Source organism: Streptomyces sp. NPDC053426 (genome assembly GCF_055585405.1).
The window spans coordinates 368,477-391,535 of the sequence record NZ_JBVJKE010000002.1 but is presented as its reverse complement, the minus strand read 5'-3'; the positions used below and the strand labels follow the sequence as shown (position 1 = coordinate 391,535).

Below are 23,059 nucleotides of genomic sequence, written 5' to 3'. Positions count from 1 at the left end.
GCGTACGCTCCTTCACTCAAGCGGTCGGTGCGGGGACGCTGCGGTAGCGCAGGCCGTGGTGGCCGCCGCGCAGGGTCTCCCGGGTGAACACCCGGGCCGACGGGCCCGGTCCGAAGTCGACTATCTGGTCGGGCCGGCAGTCCTCGACCGCGGCGCGGACCGTGCCGGGCCAGTCCAGCGGGCGGCACACCGCGTGGGCGAGGACGTCCGGCAACAGGTCACCGCGGTGCTGGAGGTTGACCGGCGCGTCGGCGACGTACACCGGTACGGCCAGCCGGTCGCCGGTGAGCGGGAACGTCATGAAGTGCCGTTCCTCCAGCGTCGCGCGCACCGCCGGCTCCAGGAGCGGCGTGTGGAACGGCGCGGTGCTGCGCAGGTGGGTCCACCCCACCCCCGGCTCGGCCAGTCGCCGCGCGTGCCTCGCCCGGAAGCCGGCGAGGTCGGCCGGGTTCCCGGCCAGCACGTGCGAGCGGCCGGAGTTCGCGAGGGCCAGGTGCACCGGGGAGTCCGTCACCAGCGCGCGCAGCTCCTCGGCCGGCACGCCCGTCACGGCCGCCATCGGGGTGGCCGCGCCCTTCCGCGGCGGTGTCAGCTGATGGCAGCGGATCAGCGCCAGCGCGGTCATCGCGATCATGTCGTGGCAGAGCGCCGTGTACTGCCGGCGGCCGGTCACCCTCAGTCCCGCGACCATCGCGCCGATCAGGCCCAGGCTGTGGCCGATGGCGGCCACCGGCGCGGACCGGTCGCCGTCCGCGCGGCCGACGGCGGGCTGCAGCAGGCACAGTTGGTAGATGTGGGCGCACAGGCCGTCCACGATGGAGTGTTCCAGGGCGCCCGCGTCCGGCGGGTCGCCGCGCAGCCAGGCGGTCAGCGGGATGCCGCCGGGCAGCTCCCGGCGGTAGGCGTCCGCGCCGACGTGGTCGAGCACGCGCGCCACCGCCTCGGCCGCGGCGGTGAAGTACCGCGCGTTCTCCGGCCGCGCGTACAGCGCCCGCAGTGCGGCGAGCGGCGGGCCCTGTACGCCCGCCATGCCGCTGAACAGGTATAACCGTCGCACTTCTCTTCCCCGTGTGAGGCGATTACCGGCCACTGGCCGGAGTCGGCAGGATCTGCGGGAGGGCGGCCGCCTCGTCGACGAGGAGCCGTGCCGCCCGCTGTTCGCGCAGCCGCAGCTGCGTGAGGCCGTGGCGGATCCGGTCCGCCGGCAGGGCGGGCAGCCCGGCCTGGAAGGCGGTGACCCGGTCCGACAGCACGGTGGCCAGCTGTGCGACGCGGGCGTAGGCGGCGCGGACCCGCTCGCTGTGCTCGGTGAGCGCCAGGAACCGGCAGAACAGGGTCCGCGAACCGGCCAGCAGCGCCATGCTGTTGACGCCGGGCGCGCGATAGGCGGCGGCGACCGACGTGCGTTCCACGACGAGGTTGTCGCCGATGACGTCGTAGAGCTCGAAGCCGTCGCGGAAGCCGGCCAGGAACGCGCGGTAGGCGTCCTCGAACCCGTTCCGGTCGGGCTCGGCCACCTGCCGGACGGTGGCGCAGCCGGTGAACCAGCGTTCGGGTTCCCGGGCGTAGCCGTCGCGCAGCACGTCCCACCCCACGGTCAGCGGGAAGTACTCGTGGTCGTCGGCGGTGTTGTCGGCCAGCAGGACGTCGGTGCCGTTCGCCCCGCAGACGAGGAACGAGTGCAGGAGCCGGTACTCCTCGGGGAGCGTGCCGACCCGGCGCATGAACTCCACCCAGTGGGGGAAGTGGTGCCGGGGCGCGTAGAAGAACACCGGCTGTCCCGCGGCGAGGAAGTCGGTCAGGCCGGACTCGAAGCGGGCCAGGTCCACGGTCCCGGCCGAGAACACCTCGAAGCCGAGCAGGCGCAGGTCGTCGTCGTTCACGTAGGGGGTGTCGAACGCCCAGCGGTCCCCGCCGCGCAGGTGGCAGTGGCGGTGGACGGCCGAAGTGGAGCCCAGGGCCCGGTACATCAGCAGGTCGGACCAGGGGGTGCGGCCGCCGACATACGCGAGGAGCTGGGACTTGCGGCAGTGCAGGTGGTTGTTGGGGTCCCGGGTGCGGATCCGGTCCAGGCCCGGTAACTCGGTCATCTGGTCGACGGACAACAGCGTAAACCTCCGTTCGGCGACGCCTTCGCCGCGGACGCCGGAGCTGGGAGTGCCGTACTCCGGCGGGTTCGGTCCGTCACGCGGGACGGCGGCGCCGTGGTGGGGGTGGGCTCAGTCGGGCCGTGCACGACGATGTGCGGATGCCCTTCGCGACGCGCGCCGGGGATTCCCGCCATTGGGCGATCTCCGGCGAGGCGCGCGGAAACAACGAGCAGACGGGTCCTGCGGGACCCGGTAGGCGAAACATTCGAGGTCGATGCGGATGACATTCGACTGTTCGCCTGGCATTCAGCATCATGCCAGTCCCCCCGGTACCGGTCAATAAAAGTCATATGATTTGGCTTGTACCGGAGTTGAGCCCAGGTCAACCTGGTGAGGATGTCGATGCGGGTGCCGCGTCGGAGGGTGAGGGGTGGTCGTCTCCCCGGGCGCCCGCCCGGGTGGAGCGGGAACTCGCGCGCCGTTTCACTCGAAAGTTTTGCTGGTTCTTGCGAATGTGTCGAGTCGTCCTCGGTTCCACCGAGCAGCAGGTCCCCGGGAACCGGGCCGGTGTCGTCGATGCCGACCGGTGCCTGACGTCACGTCACGCCGCTCAGGCGAGTTCCGGTTGTGGTCCCCGTCGCCGCTCCGGTGCGGTCGCCGTCTCCCACAGCGCGGTGGTGCGCGCATAGCCGTAGATCACCGAGATCATCGCCAGGACGGTGAGGGGGCCGAACGCCCACGGGTACTCGGCCATCCGCTGCGGCAGCCAGCGGTACGACACCAGGAGCACGGTGAACACCGTCGTGCCGTGGGCGACCAGCCAGGTGGCCGACCGGTCCCAGCCGCGTGCGAGCGAGCGCATCGCCGCCTCGACCGTGAGCGCGAACACCACGCCGGCGACGAGGTCCACGCCGTAGTGGTAGCCGAAGCCCAGCGTCGCCGAGAGGGTGGCGACCAGCCAGAACGTGCCCGCCCAGCGCATCGCCCGCGAGCCCTTGCGGGTGTGGACGAAGAGGGTGACGGCCCACGCGGTGTGCAGGCTGGGCATGCAGTTGCGCGGGGTGATCCCGTCGAACGGGATCGGGAGCGGGGTGCCGATGGACGGCAGCGTGTCCGGCCACAGATGGCCCACCGCCCACGGGCCGCCGTCGGCGCCGTAGGCGTAGACCGGCCCGACGACCGGGAAGACCATGTAGACGGCCGGTCCGAGCAGGCCGATGACCAGGAAGGTGCGCACCAGGTGGTGGGCCGGGAAGCGGCGCTCCACCGCCACGTGGCGCAGCTGGTACAGCCCGACGAGCGCCGCCGCCAGCGGGAGCTGGCCGTAGACCACGTGGAGAAGGAAGGGGCCGATCGGTTCCGTCGCCTCGACGATCCGGCCGGCCAGCCACGACGGGTCGCCCAGCGCGCGGTCGGCGAGCGCGACGTACGGGTCGAGCACCGTCGGGCGGGTCTTCGAGGTGATGAGCAGCCAGGTGTCGCCCGTCTTGTGACCGGCCACCAGGAGCAGGCCGAGACCGGTGCCCTTCAGCAGCAGCAGGCGTTCCGGCCCGGTACGGCGGGTGACGGCGACGACCGCGATGCCCAGGACCACCCACAGCGCGCCGTTGCCGAAGTTCATCTCGGCGCCGGCCGCCCACCGCACCAGGAAGAAGACGACGTCGACGCCGATCGCCGTGCCCGCCGCGACGAGCCGCTGCCGCCAGGTGAGCACCACCATCGCCAGCGCGAGACCGGCGTACAGCAGCGGTCCCGAATCGGGGGCGAAGACCACCTCGCGCGCGTGGTGGGTGATCGGCCCCGGCAGGCCGTAACCGCGCGCGGTGAATTCCAGCGCCATGAGGAATCCGAGGGTCGCCGCACCCGCGGCCGCCCACAGCATCGCCCGCGGCTGACGTAGGTGCGCCGGTATCCGGCTTGGTTCCGTTTTCACTGCCTGGTCTATGGGTGAAGATCGGGTGATCAGGTGGTCGTCCTGAGTCCGCACATGCTAGCGGCACCCTGTGGACCCGATGTGGGTCAGGGCCGCCCTCGCCCGGACCGCGGCCGCCCCGTCGCCCGGCGGCACGCCTCCGCGTACCCCCGGACCAGGGGACGGGAGCCGTCCTCCACCCGCCAGGCCAGGACGTACCGGCTCGGGGAGAGGCCGTGGACCGGGCGGGTCGTGACGCCGCCGAGGGAGATCAGGGGGGCGTTGCCCGCGGCCACCAGGCAGATGCCGAGGCCGGCCACCAGGGCCTCGTAGGTCTCCTCCGTGCCGGCGATCTCCGCGCCGACGCGGAGCGGGCCGCCGGGGCGTTCGTCGAGGGCGAGCCAGTGGTCGCGCAGGACGCCCGCGCTCGGGGGCAGCGCCAGGAACGGTTCGCCGGCGAGGTCCGCGAGCGTGAGGTCCGTACGGGCGGCCAGGGGGTGCGTCTCGGGGAGGGCGACCAGGCGCGGCTCCTCGGCGACCACCGTCCAGTCGTAGCGGCCGGCGTCGGGCAGCGGCAGCCAGACGAACGCCACGTCCGCCTCGCCGCCCGCGAGCCCCGCCGTCGGGTCCTCCCAGCCGACCTGCCGCAGCCGGACCGCGGCGTCCGGGTACGCGGCGGTGAAGCGGGAGCGGATCGCCGGGAGCAGGCCGCCGCGGCCGGGGCTGGTGCTCATGCCCACGACCAGCGTGCTGCGCTGTGCGGCCCGCGCCCGCTCCACCGCCGTGGCCGCCTCCTCCCAGCCCTCCAGTACGCGCCGGGCGTGCGGCAGCAGTGCCGTACCGGCGGCGGTGAGCGCCACGCCCCGCCGGTCGCGCCGGAACAGCTCGACGCCCAGTTGCCGCTCCAGCGCGCGTATCTGCTTGCTCAGCGCGGGCTGTGACACGTACACGCGCTCGGCCGCACGGGTGAAGTGCAGCTCCTCCGCCACGGCCAGGAAGTAGCGCAGATCCCGCAGGTGAACGTCCGTCCTCATAACCATCGGTTGTCAGCGTAGGTCTTGGACGGGCGACCCGCCCCGGCGGCAGGGTGGTTCGCACAGACCGAAGGGCAGCCGAGGCACGAGGAGCCGGGATGAACAAGGTGTGGCTGATCACGGGCGCGAGCAGCGGGTTCGGGCGGGCGATCGCCGAGGCGGCCCTCGCCGACGGCGATGTGGTGATCGGCGCGGTCCGCCGGCCCGAGCTGCTGGACGACCTGGTCGCCGCCCACCCCGACCAGGTGGAGTCGCTGCGCCTGGACGTGGCCGACGTCGAGGACGCCGAGGCCGCGGTGCGGGACGTGGTGGCGCGGCACGGCCGGATCGACGTCCTGGTCAACAACGCGGGCCGGACCCATGTCGGGGCGTTCGAGGAGACCACCGACGACGAGCTGCGCGAGCTGTTCGACGTGCACGTCCTCGGCCCCGCCGCACTGGTGCGGGCCGTGCTGCCGGGCATGCGGGAGCGGCGCTCGGGGGCGATCGTGCAGATGAGCAGCATGGGCGGGCAGTTGTCCTTCGCCGGTTTCGCGGCGTACAGCGGAACCAAGTTCGCGCTGGAGGGCATGTCGGAGGCGCTCGCGGACGAGGTGCGGGAGTTCGGCGTCAAGGTGCTGATCGTCGAGCCGGGGTCGTTCCGGACCGGCCTGTTCGAGACGAGCCGGGCCGGGGTCAGCCCGGACAGCGGCCTTTACGCCAAGGTCGGCGAGACCCGTTCCGCCGTCGCCGGCGGTGACGGCACCCAGCCCGGCGATCCCGCGAGGGCGGCGGACGTGATCCTGGCCGCCCTGGAGGCGCCGGACACCCCCCTGCGGCTGCCGCTCGGCGCCGACGGTGTCGACGGGATCCTCGCGCACCTCGACCAGGTCCGCGCGGAGGTCCTGGCCTGGGAGAAGCCCGCCCGCGCCACGGCCTTCGACGACTGACCCGGGCCCGTGCGGAACCGGGCGGCCCGCCCGTGGGAGGGCGGGCCGCCCGTCGTCGTGCCGTCGGGGACGCGGCCATAACGTCGGTGCAGGGCCCTTGTGTTATTCCTGTGGAACCCTCAATCTTTCGGCTGACGCACGGACTCGGCCATTACGTTTGACATGATCCTGTCAGTGGCTGGTTCGCCTCGCCACCCGCGCGGCGTGTGCGTCGACAGCACGGCACCCCCACAGCACACGCACCACCGACTGAGGAGGAACCCTCACATGGCAGTGATGCGTCACCCCCGGCGAAGACTGGCCGCCCTCGGCGCCGCGACCACCGCGGCCCTCGTCACGAGTCTCGTCTCCGCCCTCCCCGCGGGCGCGGCCCCGGCCGCCCCCGAAGGCCGCATCCAGTACGCGGGCGCCGCGAACGCCGTCGCCGGCAGCTACATCGTGACCCTGAAGGCGGACGAGGCCCGCTCCGGCTCCGCCGAGGGCCGCGCCCTGGCGAAGAAGTACGGCGCCGACATCGAGCGCACGTACACCAAGGCCCTGAACGGCTACGAGGTCGAGGCCTCCGAGACCGAGGCGAAACGCCTCGCCGCCGACCCGGCCGTCGCCTCCGTGGTGCAGAACCGCACCTTCCACGCCACCGGCACCCAGCCGAACCCGCCGTCCTGGGGCCTGGACCGGATCGACCAGCAAAACCTCCCGCTGAACGACTCGTACACCTACCCGGATTCGGCCGGGGAGGGCGTGACGGCCTACGTCATCGACACCGGCGTCCGCATCACCCACGACGACTTCGGCGGCCGGGCCTCCTACGGCTACGACGCGATCGACGACGACAACACCGCCCAGGACGGCCACGGCCACGGCACCCACGTCGCCGGCACGGTCGCGGGCAGTTCCTTCGGCGTGGCGAAGAAGGCGAAGGTCGTCGGCGTCCGGGTGCTCAACAACTCCGGCTCCGGCACCACCGCCCAGGTCGTCGCCGGCATCGACTGGGTGGCGCGGAACGCGGCCAAGCCGGCCGTCGCCAACATGTCCCTCGGCGGCGGCGCCGACAGCGCCCTCGACGCGGCCGTGCGCAACGCCGTGGCCTCCGGCATCACCTTCGTCGTCGCGGCCGGCAACGAGTCCACCGACGCCTCCACCAAGTCCCCGGCCCGGGTGACCGAGGCGATCACCGTCGGCGCCACCACGTCCGGCGACTCGCGCGCCAGCTACTCCAACTACGGCTCCGTCCTGGACGTCTTCGCGCCGGGCTCCTCCATCACCTCCGCCTGGCGCACCAGCGACACGGCCACCAACACCATCTCCGGCACGTCCATGGCGAGCCCGCACGTCGCCGGGGCCGCCGCCCTCCACCTGGCCGACAACCCCTCGGCCACCCCCGCCCAGGTCTCCTCCGCGCTGACCTCCGCCGCCACCACCGGCGTCGTCGGCAACCCGGGCAGCGGATCACCGAACCGCCTGCTGTACGTCGGCGAGGGGGACACCACCCCGCCCCCGACCGGTGACCGTTTCGAGAACACCGACGACTACACCGTCTCCGACAACTCCACCGTCGAGTCCCCGGTGACCGTCTCCGGCGTCTCGGGCAACGCGCCCTCGAACCTGGCCGTCGACGTCGACATCACCCACACCTACATCGGCGACCTCCAGGTCCAGCTGATCGCCCCCGACGGCACGGCGTACACGCTGAAGTCGTACGGCACCGGCGGCAGCGCGAACGACATCGACACCACCTACACCGTCGACGCCTCCGCGGAGACGGCCAACGGCACCTGGAAGCTGCGCGTCAGCGACAACGCGTGGTGGGACAGCGGGCGGCTGAACGGCTGGGCGCTGCAGTTCTAGCACCGGAGGACACCGCTCACCGCGCATGACCCTCGTCCCCGGGGAAGGGGCTCCCCGGGGACGAGGCACGCCGTCCCGCGCCTACGATGCGGCTCGTGTCCATACCTCCGCCCCACGGGCCCCCGCAGGAACCTCAGGGCCCCCAGGGTCAATCCCCCGCTCCCCAGGGCCGGTTCCCGTATCCGCCGCCGCGGTTCACCTACGGAGGCGGGCCCGGTCCCGCGCCGTACGGGCTCTACGGGCCGTACGGTCCCCGGCCGCCGGCCGTCGTCAACGGTGTCGCCGTCGCCGCCCTGGTGTTCGGCGTGCTGTGCCTGGTGCCGGCCGTCGGGCTGGTGCTGGGGCTGGTCGCGCTGCGGCAGATCAAGCGGCGGGGGGAGCGGGGGCGGGGGATGGCGATCGCCGGGACCGCGCTGTCCTCGCTCGGGCTCGCGCTGTGGACGGCGGCCCTCGCCTCCGGCGTCCTGAGCGACGTCTGGGAGGGCGTCAAGGACGGGACGCGCGGAAACAGCGTCCTCGCCCTGGCCGAGGGCGAGTGCTTCGACTCGCCCGGCGGGCTGGAGGGCTGGACCGCCGACGCCGACCGGGTGTCCTGCGCGCGGGAGCACGACGGTGAGGTCTTCGCCGTCGTCCGCCTCCCCGGCGACCGCTATCCGGGCGACGACGGTCTCACCGACACCGCCGACGAGCGGTGCTACGACCTCCAGGACGCCTACGTCATGGACGGCTGGGCGCTGCCCGCCACCGTGAACGTGTACCACCTCGTCCCGTCCCGGGAGAGCTGGCGCTTCGGCGACCGCGAGATCACTTGCGTCTTCGGCAACCAGGACCCGCAGAAGACCCTCACGGGGTCGCTGCGCCGGGACGAGACCACTCTCGACGCGCACCAACTGGCCTATCTGGAGGCCGAGGCGGTCCTCGACGCGGCGCTGGAGGAGACCCCCGAGTCGGAGTACCCCGAGGACGACCTGCCGGAACACACGCAGTGGGCGGCGAAGGTCGCGGACGCGCTCGCCGAGGAGGCCCGGATGCTGCGTGCGCACGAGTGGCCCGCCGCTGCCGAACAGGCGGTGGGGGACCTCGCCGCCGACCTGGAGGAGGCGGAAGGGGCGTGGGCGAAGGCCGCCGAGGCCGACGACGCGGACACGTACATCGAGCACACCGACGCGGGCTGGGACGTGACCGACCCCTACGCCTCGGTCACCGCGCGCCATGCCCTGGGGCTGGCCTCCACGCCGCCCGAGTACGACGAGGAGGTCGAGCGCGACACCGGCGACGGCGGAATGAAGGTGTGAGAGCCGCCATAGCGGGGAGAAAGTGCCTGCGTAAAGCCCTCACCCGGCAGATGTCATCACATCGAGTGATTCTCTGGCCTTTGCTTGCCGGATACAACCTACGGTTGCCACGCTGTTGCTGTCTGTACAACCTGATGGGAGTGGCCCGTGACATTCGGTGAGCAGCCGGCGTACCTGCGTGTCGCGGGTGATCTCCGCAAGAAGATCGTCGACGGCCGCCTGCCGCCGCACACGCGGCTCCCCTCCCAGGCGAGGATCCGCGAGGAGTACGGCGTCTCGGACACGGTCGCGCTGGAGGCGCGCAAGGTCCTCATGGCGGAGGGGCTCGTCGAGGGCCGCTCCGGCTCGGGGACGTATGTGCGCGAGCGTCCGGTGCCCCGGCGGGTGGCCCGCTCCGGGTTCCGTCCGGAGCGGGGGGCCACGCCGTTCCGTCAGGAGCAGGCCGACGCGGGCGTCCGGGGCACCTGGGAGTCCAGCAGCGAGCAGGCCGAGGCCCCCGGCGCCGTCGCCGAGCGGCTCGGCATCGAGCCCGGCGACCGGGTGATGCGCACCAAGTACCTCTTCCGGGAGGCCGGTGAGCCGGTGATGCTCTCCACCTCCTGGGAGCCGCTCGCCCTCACCGGCCGGACCCCCGTGATGCTGCCCGAGGAGGGGCCCCTCGGCGGCATGGGCGTCGTCGAGCGCATGCGCGCCATCGACGTGATCGTGGACAACGTCACCGAGGAGGTCGGCGCGCGTCCCGGACTCGCCGAGGAGCTGGTGCTGCTGGGCGGCGTCCCCGGGCATGTCGTCCTGGTCATCGAGCGCACCTACTTCGCCTCGGGCCGGCCGGTCGAGACCGCCGACGTGATCATCCCGGCCGACCGCTACCGGGCCGCCTACCACCTCCCGGTGAAGTAGCGAACCCGGAGGGCGGGACGGGCCCGTCCCGCCGCTCCCTCCTCCTCCGGGGGCGTCCGCCGCGCCCCTGGCCCTCGGTGCTCCCGCGCTTCCGGTGGAGCCCCTTGCGCCCCTCGGGGAAAACCGTCGTGGGCCCGGCCCTCGGCCCTCCGTGCTCCCGCCGGGACCCCTACCGGGTGATCCTCGCGCGCCTTCGCGCGCCCTTCCGCGCCCCCGGTTCGCCTCCGCTCCGGCGCTCCGCCCGTGGCGTCGTCGCCTCCCGTGCCGTAGCAATCTGGCCGTTCTCCCAGGTCGCCCCCGGAGCGCGGTGCGCCGGGGGTCATGCCGCTGACCGGACGTGTCGGCCTTCCCGCACGGCGCGTCCGCCGCCGTGCGCCCCCTGCGTTCTGGCTGGTTGCGTGCCTCTTTGTGAAAAGGCGTATTCGCTCAGTGAAGGTAAGGCGTAGGCTCGGGCATATGCGGACTGGGGTTTCCTTATCGGGCGGGGCGCGGCACCGGCCGCGGACGGGAAGTGGAGGGGAGCGATGAACGACGGCACGGTGACTCTTCCCTGGCTCGTCGTACGTCAGGACGACAACGGCAATCGCTACCGGGTGGGCAGGTACGCGACCCGCGCCGAGGCCGAGAGGATCGCGGACAGCCTCGACGGGCGCGGACACAAGCAGCTCTACTGGGTCGAGCGGATCAGCCGGAACGGGACGTCCGCCGACTGACCCGGGACCGCCGGCGGGCCCCTGCCCGCACCTCCCGTAGGCTCCGGTGCGTGAGCGAGCGGATCGTGGTGGTCGGTGCGGCCCTGTGGCACGAGGGGCGGCTGCTCGCCGCCCGCCGGAGCGCACCCGCCGAACTGGCCGGGCGCTGGGAGCTGCCCGGCGGCAAGGTCGAACCGGGCGAGACCCCCGAGGCGGCCGTCGTGCGGGAGTTGCGCGAGGAGCTCGGGATCGACGCCGAGGCCGTGGAGCGCGTCCCGGGGGAGTGGCCGCTGCGGACGCCGTACGTGATGCGGGTGTGGACCGCACGCCTGCGCCCCGGCTCCGCCGCGCCCCGGCCCCTGGAGGACCACGACGAGCTGCGCTGGCTCACCCCCGACCTGATCTGGGACGTCGACTGGCTCGACCACGACGTGCCCGCCGTCCGCGACACCCTCACGCACCTCGGCCTCCGGGAGGGCGTGTGAAGCGTGAGTCCGGCGTGCGGAGGCAGGGGTGACGGTGCGTGGGCACCTTTCCGCGCCGCTCGTGCCACGATGCGCCGTCGGGCGCGGTACTCCGTCCGGGATATCGGGTATGTGCCCATTAACCCCATGAAACCGGACATGGGTGGACTCCCTCGACGGGGAAGTGATCCGCGTGAGCGACACCGACGGCGACCATGCCGCCTGGACCTTCTCCGCGGACCTGGGAACCGTGCGCGCCGCCCGCCGCGCCGTCCGTGACCAACTGCGGCTCTGGGACCTCGACAGCGTCGGCGACCTCGCGGCCCTGCTGGTCAGCGAACTGGTCACCAACGCCCTGCGGCACGCCACCGCCCCCGTCGGCGTACGCCTGACACGCCCCGCGGACCACACCGGTGTCCTCCTGGTGGAGGTCTCCGACCCCCTCCCCGAGCCCCCGCACGAACGCGCCGCCCAGCCCGAGGACGAGGGCGGGCGCGGGCTGCAACTGCTGGCCTCCGCCTCCCATCGCTGGGGCACCCGGCCGGGCGCCGTCGGCAAGACCGTGTGGTTCGAACTCGCGGTGCCGAGATGAGGGGTCGCACGCCCGTTCACGGTGTACGTGCCCGCCACTTCCGTCGAGTGACCGGTTCGGGACCGTGGAGGTTGTCGAAGAGGGGGGTTCGACGACGTGTCCGCTGGTTAGAAGACTGGAAGTGTTCTCACGGCGCGGACCGAAAAGCATCGGGACCGTGCTGTGATCGTGAACACCGTGTTGTGCGGCGCCGTAGTGCTGGATACTGCGGGCAGCCGCCCCCGGTGACCGGTGCCGGGCGCGGTGAGCTGGAGGGGACGGTTCGCGTGAGCGAGATACCAGCGAAGGCCACGGAGTCCGAGGACTCGTCGGGCGGCGCGAGGAGTGGGGCCGCGGACGGCCCCGTCTTCGGCGATGCCCCGTCCGCCGACGCGATGTGGCAGAGCAGTCCGCCCGGCTCCATCTACGACTACATCAAGGTCGCCTCGTTCTCCATCGGCCCGGACGGGCTGGTCGACCAGTGGAGCCTGCGCGCCGAGCAGATCTTCGGCATCCCCGCCGAGCGCGCCGTCGGCACGGACCCCATCGAGGCGTTCATCGAGCCCGTCCGGCGGGAGCGCGGCCAGCGCAAGATGGCCGAGATCCTCGACGGCCGGGAGTGGACCGGAGTGGTGCCCTTCCGGCTGCCGGCCACCATGGTGGCGGACGAGCGCGACCGGGAGGGCCTCGCCGAGGTCTACGTCATGCCGACGCGGACCGAGGAGGGGGAGAAGGCCGCCGTCTGCATCGTCGTCGACGTCCGCACCCTGCGCCGTATCGAGACCGACCTCGCCGCCTCGCAGGCCATATTCGGCCAATCTCCGTTCGGCTTCCTGCTGATCGACCCCGACCTGCGGGTACGCCGCGCCAACCAGCGGTTCGCGTCCATCTTCGGCGGCACCCCCGCCGACCACCGCGGCAAGGGCGTGCACGACTACCTGCCGCGCGGGGAGGCCGAGCGGGTCGCCGCGACCCTGCGCCGGGTCCTGGAGTCCGGCGACTCCATCACGGACATGCACGTCACGGGCTTCGTGCCGGGCTCCGACGAGCGCCGCCACTGGTCCGTCAACCTCTACCGCGTGCACAGCGGCAGCGGCCGGCCCATCGGCGTCGCCTGGCTCGGAACCGACATCACCGCCCGCCGCGCGGCCGCCCGGGAGGCCGCCGCCGCACGGCGCAATCTCGCCCTCCTCAACGAGGCGGGCGCCCGGATCGGCAACTCCCTGGACCTGGAGACCACCGCCCGCGAACTCCTCGACGTCGTCGTCCCCGGCTTCTGCGACCTGGCCACCGTCGACCTGTACCAGGGCCTGCTGGCCGGTGACGAGACCCCGCCGGGGCTCGCCGACGGCAGCGCGGAGGTGCGTCGCGTCGCCTTCGCCAGCGCCGTGTCCGACGCGCCGTTCAGCGTCACCGGGGAGCCGGTGAAGCTGGGCGCGGTCCACCACTACCCGTTCAACTCGCCCTGCGCGGACGCCCTGCGCACCGCCCGCCCGCAGAGCGTCCCCGGCGGGGACGGCGGCCTGGTGCAGTCCACGCTCGCCGTGCCGATGGTCGCCCACGACACGGTCGTGGGACTCGCGCAGTTCGCCCGCACCAAGGGCAGCGAGCCGTTCGGCGACCGCGACCGCGAACTCGCGGTGGAACTGGCCGCCCGCGCCGCCGTCTGCATCGACAACGCCCGCCTCTACCGGCGTGAGCACGAACGCGCGTTGATACTGCAGCGCTCGCTGCTCCCGCCCGGCGACCCCGAGGCCTCCGGTCTCGACATCGCCTGCCGCTACCTGCCCGGCAGCGTGGCCACCGGCCGGCCCAGCGAGGTCGGCGGCGACTGGTTCGACGTCATCGAACTGCCCGGCCACCGCACCGCGCTGGTCGTCGGCGACGTCATGGGGCGCGGTCTGCGCGCGGCCGTCGCGATGGGCGAACTGCGCACCGCCGTACGGACCCTGGCCCAGCTCGACCTGGAACCCGCCGAGGTCCTCTCCCAGTTGGACGAGATCGCCCGGGGCCTCGGCGCCCCCGGAGGCGTCCAGCAGGCCACCCGGGCCGCCCGCCGCCCCCGCGAGGCCGACCTCTCCGAGGTCTACCTGGCGACCTGCGTCTACGCCGTCTACGACTCGGTGACCAGGCGCTGCACCTTCGCCAACGCGGGCCATCTGCCGCCCGTCCTGGTCGAACCCGGCGAGCCCGCGCTGATGCTGGACGTACCGCCCGGAATGCCGCTCGGCGTCGGCGGCGAACCCTTCGAGGAGGTGGAGGTCGAACTGCCCGAAGGCGCCCTTCTCGCGCTCTACACGGATGGACTGGTCGAAAGCCGCGACCACCCCCTCGACGAGGGCCTCCAGGCCTTCGTGCACGCCCTGAGGGACCCCTCCGCACCCCTGGAGGACGTCTGCGACCACGTCCTCAACACCCTCGACACCCACCACGGCGAGGACGACATCGCCCTGCTGATGGCCCGCGTCCAGGGACTGCCCGCCGAGTCCGTCGGCGACTGGACCCTGCCCCGCGAGCCCCGCAGCGTGGGCCGCGCCCGCGAGTACGCCCGCGCGCAGCTGCTCGGCTGGGACATGGAGCCCCTGGTCGACACCACGGAACTCCTGGTCAGCGAGCTGGTCACCAACGCCCTGCGGTACGGCGAGGGGGAGATCAGACTCCGTCTCCTCCTCGACCGCACCCTGGTCTGCGAGGTCTGGGACGCGGGCCTGGTCCAGCCCCGCCGCCGCCGCGCCCGCGACACCGACGAGGGCGGCCGGGGCCTCCAGCTCGTCGGTCTGCTCAGCGCGGCCTGGGGATCCCGCCGCACCCCCCGCGGCAAGACGGTCTGGTTCGAACTCCCCCTCCCCGGCACCGACACCACCCTCACCGACCCGGCGGAGGCGCTGCTGAGCCTGTTCTGACGGCCCGTCGGCGCGGCGCGTATACGCTCGCGCCATGTCCACCGCTCGGGTCACCCCGGTCCGCCTGACGGCCGGCCCCCTCACCCTGCGCCCCTGGGCGCCCGAGGACGCGGTCGTCCTGGCCGGGTTGTACGAGGACGAGGCGATGCGCCGGTGGGCGAGCGCGCCCGTGCACGACGAGCCGGGCGCGGCGCGCTGGGTGGCCGAGCAGCGGCGCGGCCGGGAGACCGGCGAACGCCTCGCGTTCGCCGTGGAGGAGACGGAGGCGTCCGACGCCCGGCCGGCGGGCCATGTCGTGCTCAAACGGTCGGCCGCGACCGCCGCCACGGCCGAGGTCGGCTACTGGACGGCGGCCCACGCACGGGGCAGGGGAGTGGCCCCGCGAGCCCTGACGGCCCTGGCCGACTGGGCCTTCGCCACCTTCGCCCGGGAGGGCCTGACCCGCCTGGACCTGCTGCACCAGGTCGACAACACGGCCTCCTGCCGGGTCGCCGGGAAGAGCGGCTTCGTCCTGTCCGGCCTGCTCCCCGCCGCCCCGCCGGCCTTCCCCCTCGACGGCCACCGGCACATACGGAGGGCGTCCCGCGCCACATGATCGCAACCGGAACACCCGTTCCCCTCGTCCTCCTCCTCAACATCGACCACGCGGCTGCCCATCGGGAGTCGACGCTCGAAGGGGAGCCGGCATGGACCGCACGGAGCCGCAGGAGCCGGCGACCACGGAGGACGCCCCGTCCCCGGAACCGGCCCCCGACGCCGCACCGGAGCCGGTCGGCATGAGTGCCCCGGACGACGCGAGTGACGAGGCTCCCCGGCGGAGCACGGCCGAGGGCGGCTCACCACCCGGCGCGCCCTCGGGTGCCGAGCCGACGGGCGCACCGGGTGAGGCTTCCCCGCCGGGGCCGGTCGGAGCGGGCGACGAGGACGACGCGGCCTCCCCGCGGGAGCCGGCCGGCGGTGACTCCGCGGCGGCCCCCGACGGGCGGACCGGTGCACGCCGCAGACCCTGGGTCCGCCGGGCCGGACGCACCGTCCTCGCGGTCGCGCTCCTCCTGATCGTCCCCCTCCTCGCCGCCGGGACCGCCCTGCGGATCAACTACATGGGAGACCCGGCGGACGGCACGTACACCCGCGACCGGGACGCCATGTGGCTGGGGCACGCCTGGGTCGACGGGCGGAAGAAGGACGCCGACGTCACCGCGCTGGCCCGCCGCCTCGAGGACACCGGGATCCGTGACCTGTACGTCCACTCCGGGCCGCTGGAGCACGACGGGACCCTGCCGAAGTCCAAGTACCCGCGCGCCCGTTGGCTGATCGACGCCGTGCACCGCGAGCTGCCGGGTGTCCGCGTCCAGGCCTTCCTCGGTGACGTCCTCGCCAACGGGGGCCCCGACGGCCTGCACCTGGACCGTGCCGCCACCCGCGCGGAAGTGGTCCGCAGCGCCGGTCAGGTCCTGGACGTGGGCTACGACGGCGTCCACCTCGACCTGGAGCCGCTGCACTCCGGCGACCGGGACTACCTCTCCCTCCTGGACGACCTGCGCGCCGTCACCCGTGACCGGGGCGCCCGACTGTCGGTCGCCGCGCACCAGATCGACCCGCTCCCCGCCCTCCACTCCGTCTTCGGCGTCTTCACCGAACACCCCAAGTGGTGGTCGCAGGAGTTCTTCGGCCAGGTCGCCCGGCGCGTCGACCAGATCGCCGTGATGACGTACGACACCGCACAGCCCCTGGAGGGCACCTACGGCGGCTTCGTGGCCCAGCAGACCTCCCTCGCCCTGGAGGTCACCCCGCCCACCACCCACCTGCTGATCGGCCTGCCCTTCTACCACGAGAGCAACTTCGACCACTGGGGCCACGCCGAGACCGTCGCCGCCGCCGTCCGCGGCGCCCGCCTCGGCCTCTCCCGGACGGACCCCGACCGGGAGCTCTTCGGCGTCGCCCCGTACATCGACTTCGCGGCGACGGAGACGAACTGGAAGGAGTACCGGGAGGGCTGGGTCCGTTAGGACCGGCGTCTGATCTTCGAGCCCAGCCACACCAGCGGGTCGTACTTGCGGTCCACCGCCCGTTCCTTCATGGGGATCAGCGCGTTGTCCGTGATCCTGATCCCCTCGGGGCAGACCTCCGTACAGCACTTGGTGATGTTGCAGTAGCCGAGGCCGTGTTCGTCCTGGGCCGTGCGGCTCCGGTCCAGGCCGGCGTCCCCGGCCGCGTCCAGCGGGTGCATGTCGAGTTCCGCGACCCGCATCAGGAAGCGCGGTCCGGCGAACGCCGGCTTGTTCTCCTCGTGGTCGCGGACCACATGGCAGGTGTCCTGACACAGGAAGCACTCGATGCACTTGCGGAACTCCTGCGACCGGTCCACGTCCTCCTGCATCATCCGGTACTCGCCCGGACCGACCCCTTCCGGCGGGACGAACGCCGGGACCTCCCTGGCCTTGGTGTAGTTGAAGCCGACGTCCGTCACCAGGTCGCGGATCACCGGGAAGGCCCGCAGCGGCGTCACGGTGATCGTCTCGTCCCGCTCGAACACCGACATCCGGGTCATGCACAGCAGCCGGGGCCGCCCGTTGATCTCCGCCGAGCACGAGCCGCACTTGCCGGCCTTGCAGTTCCAGCGCACGGCGAGGTCGGGGGCCTGGGTGGCCTGGAGGCGGTGGATGATGTCGAGGACCACCTCGCCGTCGTTCACCTCGACCTCGAAGTCCTCCAGGCCGCCGCCCTCGACGTCCCCGCGCCACACCTTGAAGCGGGCCTCGTAGCTGCTCACTCGTAGAGCTCCTCTTCGGCGAGGTACTTGACCAGCTCCTCCTTCTCGAAGAGGGCGAGCAGGTCGGGGCGGATGGGTTCGGTGGTCTCGCGGGTGAGGGCGATCCCGCCGCGCGCCGCGTCGGTGGCCGGGACGCCCTCCGCGGGTTCGGCCAGCGCGCACAGCAGGTTCACGTTGCGCCAGGACCGGTCCATCCCGGAGTGGTCCTCACGGGTGTGCCCGCCGCGCGACTCGGTGCGCTCCAGCGCCGCCCGGGCCACGCACTCGCTGACCAGCAGCATGTTCCTCAGGTCCAGGGCGAGGTGCCAGCCCGGATTGAACTGCCGGTGCCCCTCGACGCCGGCCCGGCGGGCCCGTACCCGCAGCTCGGCGAGTTTCTCCAGGGCCTGCTCCATCTCGTGCTCGCGGCGGATGATGCCGACCAGGTCGTTCATCGTCTGCTGGAGCTCCTGGTGCAGGGTGTACGGGTTCTCCGGCGGCCCCCCGTCCGGCTCGGCGCCCTCCGCGGAGAACGGGCGCAGGGCCTCCGCGGCGGCCGTGTCGACCTGTACGTCGTCCACCCGGGGCCGCGCGGACCCGGCCCCGCTCGCGTACTCGGCCGCGTGCAGGCCCGCCCGGCGTCCGAAGACCAGCAGGTCGGACAGGGAGTTCCCGCCGAGCCGGTTGGAGCCGTGCATCCCGCCGGCCACCTCGCCGGCCGCGAACAGCCCCGGCACCCCGCGCGCCGCCGCCGAGTCGGAGTCGACGGCGATGCCGCCCATCACGTAGTGACAGGTCGGACCGACCTCCATCGCCTCCGCCGTGATGTCGACGTCCGCCAGCTCCTTGAACTGGTGGTACATCGACGGCAGCCGTCGCTTGACGACCTCGGCCGGCATCCGCGTGGACACGTCCAGGAAGACCCCGCCGTGCGGGGAGCCGCGGCCCGCCTTCACCTCGGCGTTGATCGCGCGGGCCACCTCGTCGCGGGGGAGCAGTTCGGGCGGGCGCCGGTTGTGGTCCGGGTCGTCGTACCAGCGGTCGCCCTCGTCCTCGGACTCGGCGTACTTCTCCTTGAAGACGTCCGGGATGTAGTCGAACATGAACCGCTTGCCCTCGGAGTTGCGCAGCACCCCGCCGTCCCCGCGCACCGACTCGGTGACGAGGATGCCCTTCACCGACGGCGGCCAGACCATCCCCGTCGGGTGGAACTGCACGAACTCCATGTTCAGCAGCGGGGCCCCGGCCAGCAGCGCCAGCGCGTGCCCGTCGCCGGTGTACTCCCACGAGTTCGACGTGACCTTGAACGACTTGCCGATGCCGCCGGTCGCGATCACCACGGCGGGCGCCTCCAGGACGAAGAAGCGGCCGGACTCGCGCTCGTACCCGAAGACCCCCGAGACCCGCTCGCCGTCCTTCAGCACGCGCGTGACCGTGCACTCCTGGAAGACCTTCAGCCGGGACTCGTACTCCCCGGTCTCGCGGAAGTCCTCCTGCTGGAGGGCGACGATCTTCTGCTGGAGGGTGCGGATCAGCTCCAGGCCGGTGCGGTCGCCCACGTGCGCCAGGCGCGGGTACTCGTGGCCGCCGAAGTTGCGCTGCGAGATCCGGCCGTCCTTCGTACGGTCGAACAGCGCGCCCCAGGTCTCCAGCTCCCACACCCGCTGCGGCGCCTCCTGGGCGTGCAGCTCGGCCATCCGCCACTGGTTGAGGAACTTCCCGCCGCGCATGGTGTCGCGGAAGTGGACCTGCCAGTCGTCCCCGGCGTTGGCGTTGCCCATCGCCGCCGCGATGCCGCCCTCGGCCATCACGGTGTGCGCCTTGCCGAACAGCGACTTGCAGATCACGGCCGTACGGGCGCCCCGCTCGCGCGCCTCGATGGCGGCGCGCAGGCCCGCGCCGCCGGCCCCGACCACGACGACGTCCCACTCCTGTCGGTCGACCACGGACATCAGTCACAGCCCCCAGCTAGAAGAAGCGCGGATCGTCGAAGACACCGGACGCGACGAGGTAGACGTAGAAGTCGGCGAGCGCCACGCTCAGCAGCGAGGCCCAGGCGAGCTGCATGTGCCGGGCGTTCAGCCGGCCCACCCACTGCCACATCCGGTAGCGCACCGGATGCCTGGAGAAGTGCTTCAGCTTCCCGCCGACGATGTGCCGGCAGGAGTGGCAGGAGATGGTGTACGCCCAGATCAGCGCGATGTTGACCAGGAACACCAGGGTGCCCAGACCCATGTGGCCCCACGCGTAGTGCTCGTCGCGGAAGGCGAGCACGGTGTCGTAGGTCAGGATGCCGGCGACCAGGATCGCCGCGTAGAAGAAGTACCGGTGGACGTTCTGCAGGATCAGCGGGAAGCGGGTCTCCCCGGTGTACCTGGCGTGCGGTTCGGCCACCGCGCAGGCCGGCGGGGACGCCCAGAAGCCCCGGTAGTAGGCCTTGCGGTAGTAGTAGCAGGTCAGCCGGAAGCCGAGCGGGAAGATCAGGATGATGATCGCCGGCGAGACGCCCCACCAGCTTCCGAACAGTTCCCAGTTCGGCCCGGCCTTCATCGGCTCGCAGTTCTCCGCGAGGCACGGCGAGTAGAACGGTGAGACGTACGGCGCCGCGTAGTAGTCGGCGTCGGCGAAGGCCCGCCAGGTCGAGTAGACGACGAAGGCGAGCAGCCCGGCCGCGGTGGCGGCCGGGGCCAGCCACCAGCGGTCGGTCCGCAGATGCGGTGCGGCGATCGCGGCGCGCGTACCGGTTCTCACACCGCCGCTTCGGGGATGGGGTTCGGTGGCAGGAGGTTCCGTGCCAGTGGCCACTTGTCCGCTCCGGTAGGGGTCGGGGGGCGCCGCGATCGGCGGGGGGTCAGGGGGCGCGACGGTCGCGGGCGCCGAGACCCTCGTCGTCCGTGTCCACCCACAGCGAGGGGTCGTACGGCGTGTCGGAGATGGTCACGAGATCGGGGCGCTTCTGCGCGGCCGCGACGGCGGGGGCCGTCTCCCGCAGCAGCGCGACGCTCTCGCGCAGGTGATTGGTGTCGGCGCGGACGCGGCGCATCTCCAGGCCGCCGCTGCCCATTTCCTTCTCCAGGCGCCCCACCGACCGGATCAGGTCGTCGAGACAGCGCTGGACCGATGTCAGTTCGTCGTGCACGGACATGACTTGCCCTCACTTCCGCGGGTCCTTCAGGCCCAAGGCGGCAACGTTCATGCGCCTGCGAGTGTTGCGCGTCACACCTTGCGCTGTGAAGGGATGTGCATCGATTGGCCGAGGCGTACGGGTGCACTCTTCGGTGCTTTGCGCCGCACGGGTGGGCTTGACACCCGTGGCCGCCGTGTCGCCCTGAGTTGCCGAACCCTTTCCTCTTCAGTGGGCCGCGTACATCGGATGAGCTCCAAATACCACCAAAAGTGATCGTAACGCCCGCGGCTTCCCGGAGGTACCCAGAGATGTCCCACGACGGCGTCGGCCCGCGCGCGGCTCTGCGCTCGCTCGCCTTCCTCACCGTTGGCGTGCTCGCGGTGCCCGCGCTGGCCGGATGCGGCTCCGAGGACCCGGCGGGCAAGCCGCTCGCGGGCGCGGACATCGCACGCGCCGACCGGTCCGGGATCGCCGACGGGGGCACCCTGCGCTGGGCCGTGGACACCGTCCCGGACACCCTGAACGCTTTCCAGTCGGACGCCGACGCCACCACCACCCGGATCGCCCAGGCCGTCCTGCCCTCGATGTACCGGATGGACGGACGGGGCCGGCCGGTGCGCGACCCCGACTACCTGGAGTCCGCCGAGGTCGTCGACACCGAGCCCAGACAGGTGGTGCTCTACCGGCTCAACCAGCAGGCCGTCTGGAGCGACGGCCGCGAGATCGGCGCCGCCGACTTCGTCGCCCAGTGGCGCGCCCTGTCCGGCAAGGACACCGCCTACTGGACCGCCCGCAACGCCGGCTACGACCGCATCGAGAAGATCGAGCGGGGCAAGAACGACCTCGAGGTCAAGGTCACCTTCAGCCGTCCCTACGCCGACTGGAAGTCGCTGTTCACGCCGCTGTACCCGAAGGAGGTCATGGGCACCCCGGACTCCTTCAACGACGGGGCCCGCAAGAAGCTGAAGGTCACCGCCGGGCCCTTCACGGTGAAGGAGGTCGACACCGAGGAGGACGAGGTCACCCTCACCCGCAGCACGCGCTGGTGGGGCGACCCGGCGAGGCTCTCCACGATCGTGCTGCGGGCCGTGCCCCACGACGAGCGGATCTCCGCGCTCAGCGCCGGCACCGTCGACCTGGCCGAGATCGACCCGGCCGCCGTCCGCCGCATCACCGCCGCCGCGCTGCCGCGGAGCGCGAGCAGCCCCCTGATGGGCCCCGGCGCCGAGCGGTCCGCCGCGGACGCGCTGCGCTCCTGGGCCGTCGCCAACGGCTCCGACGAGGAGGCCGCCGACGAGGAGATCTCCGCCCGCAAGAAGCTGCGCAAGAAGATGGCGAAGTACGCCCGTCAGCAGAAGGCCCTCACCGGCTTCGAGGTGCGCAAGTCACTGGAGCCCGCCTACACCCAGCTCGCCCTCAACGGCGCCGACGGCCCCCTCGCCGACGAGCGGGTCCGCCGTGCCGTGGCCCGCGCACTGGACCGCAAGGCCATCGCCGAGACGGTCCTGAAACCGCTCGGCCTGCCCGCCGAGCCCCTCGGCAGCCACCTCGCGCTGTCCGGCCAGGCCGCCTACGCCGACGGCAGCGGCGCCCTCGGCGAGCAGGACGCCAAGGAGGCGCGGGCGCTGCTCGCGGACGCCGGCTGGGTGCCGGGCGGCCCGGTGAAGAAGGAGAAGGACGAGGGGGAGGAGGCGGCCGGCTCGGAGGGCGAGAAGGGTGGGGACTCCGAGGAGGAGACCGAGTCCGAGGGCGGCGACGACGGCACGTACATCGTCGGGGAGGAGGACGAAGGCGACGGGGGTGACAACAAGGCCCCGCGGGACTCCGGTACCAGTACCAAGCAGCTGAAGCAGGGCGGTGCCCCCGGCGCCTACGCCCCCAAGGGCACCGCCGCACCGGCCCGGGCCGAGAACGCCCGCGTCGCCAAGGACGGCAAGGCGCTCACCCTCCGCTTCGTCCTGCCCTCGGGACCGGGCTCGGACACGCTGCGCACCGTGGCCGGCCGGATCTCGGAGATGCTGGAGCGGATCGGCATCGGCACGAAGATCACCAAGGTGGACGACGAGAGCTACTTCAAGGACCACATCGCGTCCGGCGAGTACGACCTCGCCCTGTACTCCTGGCCCGCGACCGCCTACCCCGCCACCGACGCCCGCCCCGTCTACGCCAAACCGGTCCCGGCCGCCGACGGCTCCCTGAACGTGGAGCAGAACTACACCCGCGTCGGCACCGACCAGGTCGACCAGCTCTTCGACCAGGCCGTCACCACGCTCGACGCCTCCGAGCGCCGCGCCCTGCTCCGCAAGGCGGACTCCCGCATCTGGGCGGCGGCCGGCTCCATTCCCCTCTACCAGCGCCCCCAGCTCGTCGCCGCCCGCAAGAACCTGGCCAACGCCGGCGCGTTCGGATTCCGTACACCGGTGTACGAGGACATGGGCTTCCTGAAGAAGCCGGCGCGGGGGCCGGGCGCGAAGAGCGCCGGGCCGTCGGCCGGCGACTGACGCCTCAGGAACGAGAAGCGGCACACCCCGCCGGGGTGTGC

The 23,059-nt window shown here is 72.6% G+C and carries 19 protein-coding genes; 11 read left to right on the top strand and 8 right to left on the bottom strand.

Annotation, left to right across the window (positions count from 1 at the left end):
- Positions 1 to 16: 16 nt before the first annotated feature.
- The 4 genes from ACZ62B_RS05600 to ACZ62B_RS05585 all read right to left on the bottom strand — a co-directional run bounded on the left by ACZ62B_RS05600 (position 17) and on the right by ACZ62B_RS05585 (position 5,042).
- The gene (locus ACZ62B_RS05600; RefSeq protein ID WP_344566936.1) at positions 17 to 1,057 is read right to left on the bottom strand and encodes a hypothetical protein; all 1,041 of its coding nucleotides are present in this window, start codon (positions 1,055 to 1,057) and stop codon (positions 17 to 19) included.
- A 22-nt stretch (positions 1,058 to 1,079) separates the two neighbouring features.
- Complete coding sequence (locus tag ACZ62B_RS05595; protein ID WP_344566938.1) at positions 1,080 to 2,090, bottom strand: hypothetical protein; 1,011 nt, start codon at positions 2,088 to 2,090, stop codon at positions 1,080 to 1,082.
- A gap of 610 nt (positions 2,091 to 2,700) precedes the next feature.
- Positions 2,701 to 3,972: a phosphatase PAP2 family protein gene (locus ACZ62B_RS05590; RefSeq protein WP_468880254.1), complete on the bottom strand. Its 1,272-nt coding sequence runs from the start codon at positions 3,970 to 3,972 to the stop codon at positions 2,701 to 2,703.
- A 137-nt stretch (positions 3,973 to 4,109) separates the two neighbouring features.
- Complete coding sequence (locus ACZ62B_RS05585; RefSeq protein ID WP_344566940.1) at positions 4,110 to 5,042, bottom strand: LysR family transcriptional regulator; 933 nt, start codon at positions 5,040 to 5,042, stop codon at positions 4,110 to 4,112.
- 92 nt (positions 5,043 to 5,134) lie between these two features.
- On the opposite strand from ACZ62B_RS05585, the gene ACZ62B_RS05580 reads away from it, so the two are divergent.
- The 10 genes from ACZ62B_RS05580 (at position 5,135) to ACZ62B_RS05535 (ending at position 16,647) form a co-directional block, all read left to right on the top strand.
- Positions 5,135 to 5,965 carry an SDR family NAD(P)-dependent oxidoreductase gene (locus tag ACZ62B_RS05580; protein WP_344566942.1) on the top strand — a complete coding sequence of 277 codons (831 nt, stop codon included), beginning with the start codon at positions 5,135 to 5,137 and terminating at the stop codon, positions 5,963 to 5,965.
- A 267-nt stretch (positions 5,966 to 6,232) separates the two neighbouring features.
- Positions 6,233 to 7,813, top strand: coding sequence for a S8 family peptidase (locus ACZ62B_RS05575; RefSeq protein WP_344565208.1), 1,581 nt, complete (start codon positions 6,233 to 6,235; stop codon positions 7,811 to 7,813).
- A gap of 95 nt (positions 7,814 to 7,908) precedes the next feature.
- Complete coding sequence (locus ACZ62B_RS05570) at positions 7,909 to 9,108, top strand: DUF4190 domain-containing protein (RefSeq protein WP_468727145.1); 1,200 nt, start codon at positions 7,909 to 7,911, stop codon at positions 9,106 to 9,108.
- Positions 9,109 to 9,255: 147 nt separating this feature from the next.
- Positions 9,256 to 10,008: a GntR family transcriptional regulator gene (locus ACZ62B_RS05565; protein ID WP_344565212.1), complete on the top strand. Its 753-nt coding sequence runs from the start codon at positions 9,256 to 9,258 to the stop codon at positions 10,006 to 10,008.
- 524 nt (positions 10,009 to 10,532) lie between these two features.
- Complete coding sequence (locus ACZ62B_RS05560; RefSeq protein WP_344565214.1) at positions 10,533 to 10,721, top strand: SPOR domain-containing protein; 189 nt, start codon at positions 10,533 to 10,535, stop codon at positions 10,719 to 10,721.
- 50 nt (positions 10,722 to 10,771) lie between these two features.
- A complete protein-coding gene (locus ACZ62B_RS05555; protein ID WP_344565216.1) occupies positions 10,772 to 11,185 on the top strand; it encodes a (deoxy)nucleoside triphosphate pyrophosphohydrolase in 414 nt (137 codons plus the stop codon).
- A 142-nt stretch (positions 11,186 to 11,327) separates the two neighbouring features.
- Positions 11,328 to 11,756, top strand: a complete 429-nt coding sequence (locus ACZ62B_RS05550; protein ID WP_469689322.1) for an ATP-binding protein — start codon at positions 11,328 to 11,330, stop codon at positions 11,754 to 11,756.
- Positions 11,757 to 12,022: 266 nt separating this feature from the next.
- Positions 12,023 to 14,638 (top strand): SpoIIE family protein phosphatase, encoded by a 2,616-nt coding sequence (locus tag ACZ62B_RS05545; RefSeq protein ID WP_073932284.1) that lies wholly within the window; start codon positions 12,023 to 12,025, stop codon positions 14,636 to 14,638.
- Between the two features lie 34 nt (positions 14,639 to 14,672).
- Complete coding sequence (locus ACZ62B_RS05540) at positions 14,673 to 15,233, top strand: GNAT family N-acetyltransferase (RefSeq protein WP_469689321.1); 561 nt, start codon at positions 14,673 to 14,675, stop codon at positions 15,231 to 15,233.
- 91 nt (positions 15,234 to 15,324) lie between these two features.
- Positions 15,325 to 16,647 carry a hypothetical protein gene (locus ACZ62B_RS05535; protein WP_469689320.1) on the top strand — a complete coding sequence of 441 codons (1,323 nt, stop codon included), beginning with the start codon at positions 15,325 to 15,327 and terminating at the stop codon, positions 16,645 to 16,647.
- Here the strand turns inward: ACZ62B_RS05535 and ACZ62B_RS05530 are convergent.
- The 4 genes from ACZ62B_RS05530 to ACZ62B_RS05515 are packed head-to-tail and all read right to left on the bottom strand — an operon-like array spanning position 16,644 to position 20,535.
- On the bottom strand, positions 16,644 to 17,411 hold the full coding sequence (locus tag ACZ62B_RS05530; protein WP_468727135.1) for a succinate dehydrogenase/fumarate reductase iron-sulfur subunit: 768 nt from the start codon (positions 17,409 to 17,411) through the stop codon (positions 16,644 to 16,646). The genes ACZ62B_RS05535 and ACZ62B_RS05530 overlap by 4 nt on opposite strands.
- The gene (locus ACZ62B_RS05525) at positions 17,408 to 19,342 is read right to left on the bottom strand and encodes a fumarate reductase/succinate dehydrogenase flavoprotein subunit (RefSeq protein ID WP_344565227.1); all 1,935 of its coding nucleotides are present in this window, start codon (positions 19,340 to 19,342) and stop codon (positions 17,408 to 17,410) included. The genes ACZ62B_RS05530 and ACZ62B_RS05525 overlap by 4 nt, the downstream gene beginning before the upstream one ends.
- Before the next feature lie 16 nt (positions 19,343 to 19,358).
- A complete protein-coding gene (locus ACZ62B_RS05520) occupies positions 19,359 to 20,195 on the bottom strand; it encodes a hypothetical protein (protein ID WP_344565229.1) in 837 nt (278 codons plus the stop codon).
- A gap of 46 nt (positions 20,196 to 20,241) precedes the next feature.
- A complete protein-coding gene (locus ACZ62B_RS05515; RefSeq protein WP_073932289.1) occupies positions 20,242 to 20,535 on the bottom strand; it encodes a hypothetical protein in 294 nt (97 codons plus the stop codon).
- A 290-nt stretch (positions 20,536 to 20,825) separates the two neighbouring features.
- Here ACZ62B_RS05515 and ACZ62B_RS05510 point away from each other — a divergent pair, with 290 nt between their 5' ends.
- Entirely contained in the window at positions 20,826 to 23,018 is a 2,193-nt protein-coding gene (locus ACZ62B_RS05510; protein ID WP_469689319.1) for an ABC transporter family substrate-binding protein, read from the top strand.
- The last annotated feature ends 41 nt before the right edge of the window (positions 23,019 to 23,059 follow it).

What these genes read in the sequence shown, in the direction of transcription:
- ACZ62B_RS05560 (WP_344565214.1), top strand. Translation starts at nt 10,533, where the DNA reads ATGAACGACGGCACGGTGACTCTTCCCTGGCTCGTCGTACGTCAGGAC.
- ACZ62B_RS05525 (WP_344565227.1), bottom strand. Translation starts at nt 19,342, where the DNA reads ATGTCCGTGGTCGACCGACAGGAGTGGGACGTCGTCGTGGTCGGGGCC.
- ACZ62B_RS05515 (WP_073932289.1), bottom strand. Translation starts at nt 20,535, where the DNA reads ATGTCCGTGCACGACGAACTGACATCGGTCCAGCGCTGTCTCGACGAC.
- ACZ62B_RS05510 (WP_469689319.1), top strand. Translation starts at nt 20,826, where the DNA reads ATGTCCCACGACGGCGTCGGCCCGCGCGCGGCTCTGCGCTCGCTCGCC.
- ACZ62B_RS05540 (WP_469689321.1), top strand. Translation starts at nt 14,673, where the DNA reads ATGTCCACCGCTCGGGTCACCCCGGTCCGCCTGACGGCCGGCCCCCTC.
- ACZ62B_RS05585 (WP_344566940.1), bottom strand. Translation starts at nt 5,042, where the DNA reads ATGGTTATGAGGACGGACGTTCACCTGCGGGATCTGCGCTACTTCCTG.
- ACZ62B_RS05590 (WP_468880254.1), bottom strand. Translation starts at nt 3,972, where the DNA reads ATGCTGTGGGCGGCCGCGGGTGCGGCGACCCTCGGATTCCTCATGGCG.
- ACZ62B_RS05595 (WP_344566938.1), bottom strand. Translation starts at nt 2,090, where the DNA reads ATGACCGAGTTACCGGGCCTGGACCGGATCCGCACCCGGGACCCCAAC.
- ACZ62B_RS05535 (WP_469689320.1), top strand. Translation starts at nt 15,325, where the DNA reads ATGGACCGCACGGAGCCGCAGGAGCCGGCGACCACGGAGGACGCCCCG.
- ACZ62B_RS05580 (WP_344566942.1), top strand. Translation starts at nt 5,135, where the DNA reads ATGAACAAGGTGTGGCTGATCACGGGCGCGAGCAGCGGGTTCGGGCGG.
- ACZ62B_RS05575 (WP_344565208.1), top strand. Translation starts at nt 6,233, where the DNA reads ATGGCAGTGATGCGTCACCCCCGGCGAAGACTGGCCGCCCTCGGCGCC.